This is a genomic window from Enterobacter cloacae complex sp. GF14B (genome assembly GCF_004136805.1).
Classification (GTDB): Bacteria; Pseudomonadota; Gammaproteobacteria; order Enterobacterales; family Enterobacteriaceae; genus Enterobacter; species Enterobacter hormaechei_C.
The window spans coordinates 18,806-27,135 of the sequence record NZ_QFRV01000064.1 but is presented as its reverse complement, the minus strand read 5'-3'; the positions used below and the strand labels follow the sequence as shown (position 1 = coordinate 27,135).

General features: G+C 54.0%; 7 protein-coding genes and 1 riboswitch. Of the genes, 2 read left to right on the top strand and 5 right to left on the bottom strand.

Annotated features, from left to right (window positions below):
* Window positions 1–440: 440 nt before the first annotated feature.
* The gene (gene murI, locus DD606_RS18310) at window positions 441–1,292 is read right to left on the bottom strand and encodes a glutamate racemase (protein ID WP_003862067.1); all 852 of its coding nucleotides are present in this window, start codon (window positions 1,290–1,292) and stop codon (window positions 441–443) included.
* Window positions 1,237–3,087 (bottom strand): TonB-dependent vitamin B12 receptor BtuB, encoded by a 1,851-nt coding sequence (gene btuB, locus DD606_RS18305; RefSeq protein ID WP_045350743.1) that lies wholly within the window; start codon window positions 3,085–3,087, stop codon window positions 1,237–1,239. The genes murI and btuB overlap by 56 nt, the downstream gene beginning before the upstream one ends.
* Before the next feature lie 65 nt (window positions 3,088–3,152).
* Window positions 3,153–3,329: riboswitch (cobalamin riboswitch) on the bottom strand.
* A gap of 104 nt (window positions 3,330–3,433) precedes the next feature.
* Here btuB and trmA point away from each other — a divergent pair.
* Complete coding sequence (gene trmA / locus DD606_RS18300; RefSeq protein ID WP_045343489.1) at window positions 3,434–4,534, top strand: tRNA (uridine(54)-C5)-methyltransferase TrmA; 1,101 nt, start codon at window positions 3,434–3,436, stop codon at window positions 4,532–4,534.
* Between the two features lie 55 nt (window positions 4,535–4,589).
* Here trmA and DD606_RS18295 read toward each other — a convergent pair whose 3' ends face one another.
* Together DD606_RS18295 and fabR are read right to left on the bottom strand one after the other, a co-directional pair.
* Complete coding sequence (locus tag DD606_RS18295) at window positions 4,590–4,949, bottom strand: YijD family membrane protein (RefSeq protein ID WP_003862061.1); 360 nt, start codon at window positions 4,947–4,949, stop codon at window positions 4,590–4,592.
* A 9-nt stretch (window positions 4,950–4,958) separates the two neighbouring features.
* A complete protein-coding gene (gene fabR / locus DD606_RS18290) occupies window positions 4,959–5,597 on the bottom strand; it encodes an HTH-type transcriptional repressor FabR (RefSeq protein WP_003862059.1) in 639 nt (212 codons plus the stop codon).
* Window positions 5,598–5,793: 196 nt separating this feature from the next.
* Here fabR and sthA point away from each other — a divergent pair, with 196 nt between their 5' ends.
* Window positions 5,794–7,194 carry a Si-specific NAD(P)(+) transhydrogenase gene (gene sthA, locus DD606_RS18285; RefSeq protein WP_003862057.1) on the top strand — a complete coding sequence of 467 codons (1,401 nt, stop codon included), beginning with the start codon at window positions 5,794–5,796 and terminating at the stop codon, window positions 7,192–7,194.
* Here the strand turns inward: sthA and oxyR are convergent.
* Window positions 7,177–8,094, bottom strand: a complete 918-nt coding sequence (gene oxyR, locus DD606_RS18280; protein ID WP_003862055.1) for a DNA-binding transcriptional regulator OxyR — start codon at window positions 8,092–8,094, stop codon at window positions 7,177–7,179. The genes sthA and oxyR overlap by 18 nt on opposite strands.
* Window positions 8,095–8,330 lie beyond the last annotated feature (236 nt).

Genomic DNA, 8,330 nt, shown 5'->3' with positions numbered 1-8,330 from the left:
GTGTTAGGCCTGCCGCCAGCGTTCAATCTGAGCCATGATCAAACTCTTCAATTTAAAAGTTTGATGCTCAATGAATTAAACTTCGTAATGAATTACGTGTTCACTCGTTGAGACTTGGTATTCATTTTTCGTCCGAGGACGTTAAGAATCCATGTCACTTTGAGTGCCCACACAGATTGTCTGATAAATTGTTAAAGAGCAGTTGCAACGCGGCTTTCAGCACATCGTTGCGAGGTCCCGTATATTACGTTTTCCTCATTCAGAGTCAAGCAATTATTTTCACTTTTCTCTGTTGGCGTTCATCTCTGAACCCCGCTGTCCCGGCGGCTTGCAAGCCGTTGTTCCGTGTCAGTGGAGGCGCATTATAGGGAGTTCTCAGACGTTGACAACCCCTCTTTGAAAAAAAACGTTCAACCGTCTCTTTTTTGCTCAAAACCGTGCTACAGCGCCAGTTTTTCGAGCGTTTCAAAGCCATAACGACGTAAAACGGGCAAAAGTTGTTCAGTTTCTTTTGTTATCGCCATACAAAAAGCGATGTTCGCATCAGCGGATTTCGCATCCGGCGCCTCGTGTTCCAGCAACCAGGCCGTCCGACGCGCAATCGCCGCACCGGAATCCACCAGCCGGGTTCCTTCAGGCAGGACCTTTAACAGCTCTTCCTGTAATAGCGGGAAATGGGTACATCCAAGAACAACCGTATCCGGGGGTTCCTGCATCCGCAGCCATGGACGCAGAATGCGGCGCAGCTCTTCAAGCGAGACCGTCTCGCCGTGCAGCTTCGCTTCCGCCATTTCCACCAGCTCCGCGGAACCGAGCATGGCGATCTGGCATTCATTGGCAAAGCGCTCAATAAGCTCGCGCGTATAAGGACGTTTTACCGTACCACGCGTCGCCAGCAAACCCACGATGCCGTTCGCCGTCAGACGCGCAGCAGGTTTGATTGCCGGAACAACGCCCACAACCGGGAACGGGAATTTTTCGCGCAGGGCAGGAAGAGAGACCGTGCTTGCCGTATTACAGGCAATGACCGCCAGCGCCAGGGGGTAGCGCTTTTGTACCGCGGTGACGATTTCAACCACACGCTCAACAATAAAGTCTTCACTCTTTTCCCCATACGGGAACGCGACGTTATCGAAGGCGTAGATGTAATGGAGATCCGGCAGGAGCTGCCGAATCTCATCATAGACCGAAAGCCCACCGACGCCGGAATCAAACACCAGCACGGTGGGACGCGGATCAGAAGGTGTAGCTGCCAGACAAGGTGTATTCCCGTCCTGCAGTTTGGTAGCCATAAACTGTCTCGTAATCTTTATCGAACAGGTTGGCTATTTTACCACGAACTGTGAGATGAGAGGTGACGGGATATGAAACCGCGACGTCCCACAGGCTGACGCCGCCCATTTTCACGCGTTCTGTTGCATAGGTATTCGGATCAACGGCAACGTCATAGCGAGTGCCCAGATAACGGTACGCCAGATTCCAGTCGAGATCCCACACCTGCCAGTCAAGCTGATACTTAACCTGCTGCTTTGAGCGACGTGCCAGGACTTCGTTGGTTTTCACATTGCGCGGGTCAACGTAGTCATAGGAAATTTGGTGCCCTACCGGTCCGGTATCGAACTGCGCCGTCACCTCAATCCCTTTGATGCGAGCCTCATCCACGTTGTAATAACGGTAGGTCCGCGGGTCGCTGTTAATCAGGTTATCAATATCATTACGATAACCCGTCACGCGCCAGTTTACCGGCCCCGTCAGGCCTTCAAAACCACCTTCCCACTGCTTACTCTCTTCTGGCTTCAGGTCCGGATTGCCGTAATCCTTACTGTGGATCTGGCTCATGGTCGGCGCTTTATACGCTGTGCCGTAAGAACCGATGATGCGATACCCGTCGATGAACTCCCATGCGGCGCTGGTCTGCCAGGTGGCATGATTGCCAAAGTTAGAGTTATCGTCATTACGCGCCGCCGCTTCCAGCGTCACGCTGTTGAACTGCTGCATCGCCGAAAGGAACACGCCGGTATTACGTTGTTCGTAACCTTTTTCCAGATAGCCCGTACCCGCCTGGGTTTTCTGCTTCTGCCAGTCCAGACCCGCGCCGATATTGCCGTGCCCCACTTCAACCGTATTCAGCCACTGGGTGGTGTACTGCTTCACGTCATCCATGGTTGCGGAGTCAGCGTAGCGGCCTTTTTTCGGATCATAGTTCTGATCTTTGCTACGGCCATACCCTGCCACCAGCTGTGACTGGAAAATACCCTGGTTATAGCGCAACCCGGTGTCCCAGTTCTGGCTGTAAACCTGACGCGTGTCCGGCCGCCCATCAATGCCGTTCGCGCCATAGTGATCGTAACCGTCATACGCGGAGCGGTTATCGTAGCCAAAGCCACGGACGAATCCGCTGACGCTGTCGGTAAACTGCTGCTCCACCGAGCCAAACAGCGATTTACTCATAAAACCATCGCGGTCTGGCTGGCGCGGGGCATCTTTTGCGGCAATATCAAAACCACGGGTATAGGTATAATCACCGGCCATGGTGATTTTGGTTTTATCGAACACCTGCTGGAAGGCACCGTTATAGTTTTGATACCCCTTTGAACCGACACCCGCAGAAATTTCCGCACCCGGCTTGTCGCGCCCGGTAATGATGTTAATCACACCGCCAATCGCGTCGGAGCCATACAGCGCCGAACGTGGGCCGCGAATGTACTCAATACGCTGAATCAGCGACGTCGGAATTTGGCTTAAATCGGGAACGTTGCTGATCCCGGCATTATTCAGAGGGATACCATCAATCAGTACCAGAACATGGCGGGATTCCGTACCGCGAATAAACGTTGAAGAGGTCGACCCCATCCCGCCGCTTTGTGCGATGTCCACACCCGGCAGGCGTGACATGATTTCCACAACACTCGTTGCCTGCCAGCGTTCAATATCCTCACGGGTCACGACGGAGGTCGGAGCCAGAACGGTTTTTGCTGGTTGTTCGAAACGGTTTGCTGTCACCACCAACGAGTCGGCGCTTTCCTGCGCCCAGCCCGAAAATGCCGTGACGGAAAACACCGTCAACAGCGATACTTTTTTAATCATTGTTAAAGCATCCACAATATAAGAAGGATGCCGCAGGCCTCACCGATAGCACGCGATGATGAAACCAAATGCGACGTGATCCCGGCAGGTCTTCGGGCTGGGTGGCGTTATACGGATGAAGACTTCCCATTTTCACAGTGTCTACAACTCTCATCCCGCCAGTCTTTACCGCTGCGCGTCAGCTCCAGATTTGCACTGGATTCCCTTTTCACTCTCAGGAGACCGGAAACAGAATGCTACAATTAGACACGTATAGATGTCCAGATAGCTATTAGCCATTAAATCTGGACATCCACTGCACAATCCCTACAATCCCCGCGTAATTCTTTATCACTCAGGACGCATCATGACCCCCGAACACCTCCCGACAGAACAGTACGACGCACAGCTGGCAGAAAAAGTTGTCCGCCTGCAAAGTATGATGACGCCTTTCAACGCGCCGGTTCCCGAGGTGTTTCGTTCTCCGGTCAGCCACTACCGTATGCGCGCTGAGTTCCGCATCTGGCACGATGGCGATGACCTGTACCACATCATTTTCGATCAGCAGACGAAATCCCGTATTCGCGTAGACAGTTTTCCGGCGGCGAGTGAGCTCATCAACCAGCTGATGACGCTGATGATCGACGGTGTGCGCAACAATCCGGTACTGCGCAACAAGCTGTTCCAGATTGACTACCTGACCACCCAAAGCAATCAGGCCATTGTTTCTCTGCTCTATCACAAAGCACTGACCGACGAGTGGCGCGAGCAGGCAGAAGCCCTGCGCGATGCGCTGCGCGCGCAGAATATCAACGTGCACCTGATTGGCCGCGCGACCAAAACCAAAATCATGCTGGACCAGGATTACATCGACGAGCGTCTGCCGGTGGCAGGAAAAGAGATGGTTTACCGTCAGGTGGAGAACAGCTTCACCCAGCCGAATGCCGCCATGAACGTGCAGATGCTGGAGTGGGCGTTGAAGGCGACGGAAGGGTCTAAGGGCGATCTGCTGGAACTCTACTGCGGTAACGGCAACTTCTCGCTGGCGCTGGCGCGTAACTTCGAACGCGTGCTGGCGACGGAAATCGCCAAACCGTCGGTGGCAGCCGCGCAGTACAACATCGCCGCTAACCATATTGATAACGTACAAATTATTCGTATGGCGGCAGAAGAGTTTACCCAGGCGATGAACGGCGTACGCGAGTTTAACCGCCTGCAAGGGATTGATTTGAAGAGCTACCAGTGTGAGACAATTTTTGTCGATCCGCCGCGCAGCGGGCTGGACAGCGAAACCGAGAAGATGGTGCAGGCGTACCCGCGTATTTTGTACATCTCCTGTAACCCGGAGACGCTGTGCAAGAATCTGGAAACATTAAGCCAGACGCACAAGGTTGAACGTCTGGCGCTGTTCGATCAGTTCCCGTATACGCACCATATGGAGTGCGGTGTACTGCTCACGGCGAAGTAACTAGCCGGCGTTTTTGGCAGGTGGCGCTTCGCTTACCTGCCCTACTCAGACCTCATTACTCTGGCAACTCGCTCTTGCGGCTACGCATGCGAGAGCCAATCCAGAACACCAGCGCCACAGACAGTACCGCAGGCAGGAAGTTAGAGCCAATATCCGGATACTCCGCGCGCACCACCGTGCTATAAAGCAATACACCCAGAATAAAACAGGCTGCGGCCAGTCCCGGTAACCCAACTGGCATCGTGCGGTTCAGATAACGTTGATGCAGGCAGTACACCGTCAGCACCAGCGCGATAATCGGGAAAATCGAGAACGGTACAATTGAGCTGAAAACCGCCGCAAACGTACCATTAATGGATAAGCCAGCGATCAATGCCAGCAACAGCGTTCCTTTATCCTGACCTGACTGTTTCATTACTCACCTTCACTCATCGTTTTGATGTGCCAACTTCTCTTGTTCACGGCGATACCAGTAGTACGCGCCTTTAGAAATCATCCGCAGCTGCAATACCAGTCGCTCTTCGAGTTGCTTACGTTGTTCAATGCTGACATCCAGCGCTTCAGCACCCGCGCTGAACACAATCGTCACCATCGCCTCAGCCTGTGCTTCAGTAAACGCACGCGGCATATGGTTTTCGAGTTCAAGATAGTCGGCAAGTTCCGCGATGAAATGCTGAATTTCACGCGCGACGGCGGCACGAAACGCGGCTGACGTTCCGGAACGCTCACGCAACAGCAGGCGAAACGCGTTAGGGTTATTGCCGATAAATTCCATAAATGTCGACACGGAAGTGCGGATCACGCTGCCGCCCTTGGCGATACGCTGACGCGCCTGACGCATAAGCTGGCGCAGCATCAAACCGCTCTCGTCGACCATGGTCAGGCCCAGTTCATCCACATCACGGAAATGACGATAGAAGGACGTTGGCGCAATCCCGGCCTCGCGCGCCACTTCACGCAGGCTCAAACTGGCAAAACTCCGCTCAGCACTCAGTTGACTGAATGCGGCTTCCACCAGCGAACGCCGGGTTTTCTCTTTTTGTTGTGCTCTTACGCCCATCACGATAGTTGAATCCTTCCAAAGGCCCGTTGGCACTATACCAGAGAATAAAATTAATCTGTTTACCTGACTTTGTGAATGATTGTTTACGCGCGGTTTGTGCTCCACTGCCCGAAAAAAGCACAACGATAATTGGGTTACCCTGGCAATGATGTTATGATTCTGTTGCTTTTATGTATAAGAACAGGTAAGCCTTGCCATGCCACATTCCTACGATTACGACGCAATAGTTATTGGTTCCGGCCCCGGCGGCGAAGGTGCTGCTATGGGTCTGGTAAAACAGGGAGCCAGAGTAGCGGTTATTGAGCGCTACCATAATGTCGGCGGCGGTTGCACCCACTGGGGCACCATCCCTTCGAAAGCCCTCCGCCACGCCGTTAGCCGCATTATCGAATTTAACCAGAACCCTCTTTACAGCGACCACTCCCGACTTCTTCGCTCCTCCTTTGCCGATATCCTGAATCACGCAGACACGGTCATTAACCAGCAGACGCGCATGCGTCAGGGTTTCTATGAGCGCAACCACTGTGAAATTCTGCAAGGGAACGCGCATTTTGTGGATGAACACACCCTGGCGCTGGAGTGCCACGACGGTTCGGTTGAGACGCTCACCGCTGAAAAATTTGTGATCGCCTGCGGCTCCCGTCCTTACCATCCGGCAGACGTGGATTTCTCGCACCCGCGCATTTACGACAGCGACTCCATCCTCAGCCTGCACCACGAGCCACGCCATGTGATCATTTATGGTGCGGGGGTGATTGGCTGTGAATATGCGTCGATCTTCCGCGGAATGGAGGTCAAAGTTGATTTGATCAACACCCGCGACCGGCTGTTGGCGTTCCTCGATCAGGAGATGTCAGATTCCCTCTCCTACCACTTCTGGAACAGTGGCGTGGTGATTCGCCACAACGAAGAGTACGAGAAGATTGAGGGCTGCGATGACGGTGTGATCATGCACCTGAAATCCGGTAAGAAGCTGAAAGCCGACTGCCTGCTGTATGCCAACGGCCGTACCGGCAACACGGATTCATTGCAGCTGGAGAATATCGGGCTTGAAACCGACAGCCGCGGTCAGCTCAAGGTCAACAGCATGTACCAGACTGCGCTGCCGCACGTTTACGCGGTGGGCGACGTGATTGGTTACCCAAGCCTGGCCTCCGCCGCTTACGATCAGGGCCGCATCGCCGCACAGGCGCTGGTGAAAGGTGAAGCGACGGCGCATCTGATTGAAGATATCCCGACGGGGATCTACACCATTCCGGAAATCAGTTCTGTCGGCAAAACCGAGCAGCAGCTTACGGCCATGAAGGTGCCTTACGAGGTGGGTCGTGCCCAGTTTAAACATCTGGCGCGGGCGCAAATCGTGGGAATGAGCGTGGGTACACTGAAGATCCTGTTCCATCGCGAGACGAAAGAGATCCTCGGTATTCACTGCTTCGGTGAACGCGCGGCGGAAATCATTCATATCGGCCAGGCGATCATGGAGCAAAAAGGTGGTGGCAACACCATTGAGTACTTCGTTAACACCACCTTTAACTACCCGACCATGGCGGAAGCTTATCGGGTCGCTGCGCTGAACGGCTTAAACCGCCTGTTTTAACGCGCTGTCAAAATGGCCATCCATCGCACCGCGGATGGCCTCTGCCAGCTGCTCATAGCGGCTGCGCAGCGGTGACCCCGGACGATAAACCAGACCAATGGTGCGACGCGGCTCCGGCTTAATACACGGCAGATAGACCACGCCATCACGTTTACGCTCGTGCGGCACGGCCAGCGCCGGCAACAGCGTAATACCGCTTCCCGCCGCCACCATATTACGCAGCGTTTCCAGGCTGGTTGCGCGGAAATGGGTATCTTCATCGGCACCCGCTTCGAAGCAGAAGCCCATCGCCTGATCGCGCAGACAGTGGCCGTCTTCCAGCATCAGCAGTTTTTCACCGGCCAGATCGGCCATCGGTACGCGATCGCGGTTCGCCCACGGGTGATCTTCATAAATCGCCAGCATCATCGGCTCATCGAACAGCGGTACTTCAATAAACGCTTCACTCTCTTTAACGAGCGCCAGAATCGCACAGTCGAGCTTACCGCTGTCTAACTGCGCCAGCAGCTGATGGGTTTGCGCTTCATGCAGGTACATTTCGAGTTTCGGGAACGTCTGGTGCAGCATCGGAATGATTTGCGGCAACAGGTACGGGCCAACGGTTGGGATCAGGCCAATATGCAGCGGGCCGGACATCGCTTCCCCCTGCTGGCTTGCCATTTCCTTGAGCACTTTGACCTCGCGCAGTACGGTGCGCGCCTGATCCACCAGCAGCAGACCTGCCTGCGTGAACAGTACTTTACGACTGGTGCGCTCCAGCAGCATCACGCCCAGCTCATCTTCCAGCTTGCGGATCTGACCGCTCAGCGTTGGCTGGCTGACATGGCAGGAGTCTGCCGCGCGGCGAAAATGGCGATGCTCAGCTAACGCTACCAGGTATTCAAGATCACGAATATTCATTATTCATCCTCCGTCGCCACGATAGTTCATGGCGATAGATAGCATAGCAACGAACGATTATCCCTATCAAGCATTCTGTTGAATAATACATCACATAGACGAGGCGGCACGTGTTTGACCCTTGACGTCCCCGCACCGTCAGCGAGTTTCTCTCAAAACTCGAAAAACTAAAGCCAACGTGAACTTTTGCGGACCCCGTGGTCCGCTTTTTTTTGCGTAAAAAAAAGCCCAGCACT

What these genes read in the sequence shown, in the direction of transcription:
- murI (WP_003862067.1), bottom strand. Translation starts at nt 1,292, where the DNA reads ATGGCTACCAAACTGCAGGACGGGAATACACCTTGTCTGGCAGCTACA.
- btuB (WP_045350743.1), bottom strand. Translation starts at nt 3,087, where the DNA reads ATGATTAAAAAAGTATCGCTGTTGACGGTGTTTTCCGTCACGGCATTT.
- trmA (WP_045343489.1), top strand. Translation starts at nt 3,434, where the DNA reads ATGACCCCCGAACACCTCCCGACAGAACAGTACGACGCACAGCTGGCA.
- DD606_RS18295 (WP_003862061.1), bottom strand. Translation starts at nt 4,949, where the DNA reads ATGAAACAGTCAGGTCAGGATAAAGGAACGCTGTTGCTGGCATTGATC.
- sthA (WP_003862057.1), top strand. Translation starts at nt 5,794, where the DNA reads ATGCCACATTCCTACGATTACGACGCAATAGTTATTGGTTCCGGCCCC.
- oxyR (WP_003862055.1), bottom strand. Translation starts at nt 8,094, where the DNA reads ATGAATATTCGTGATCTTGAATACCTGGTAGCGTTAGCTGAGCATCGC.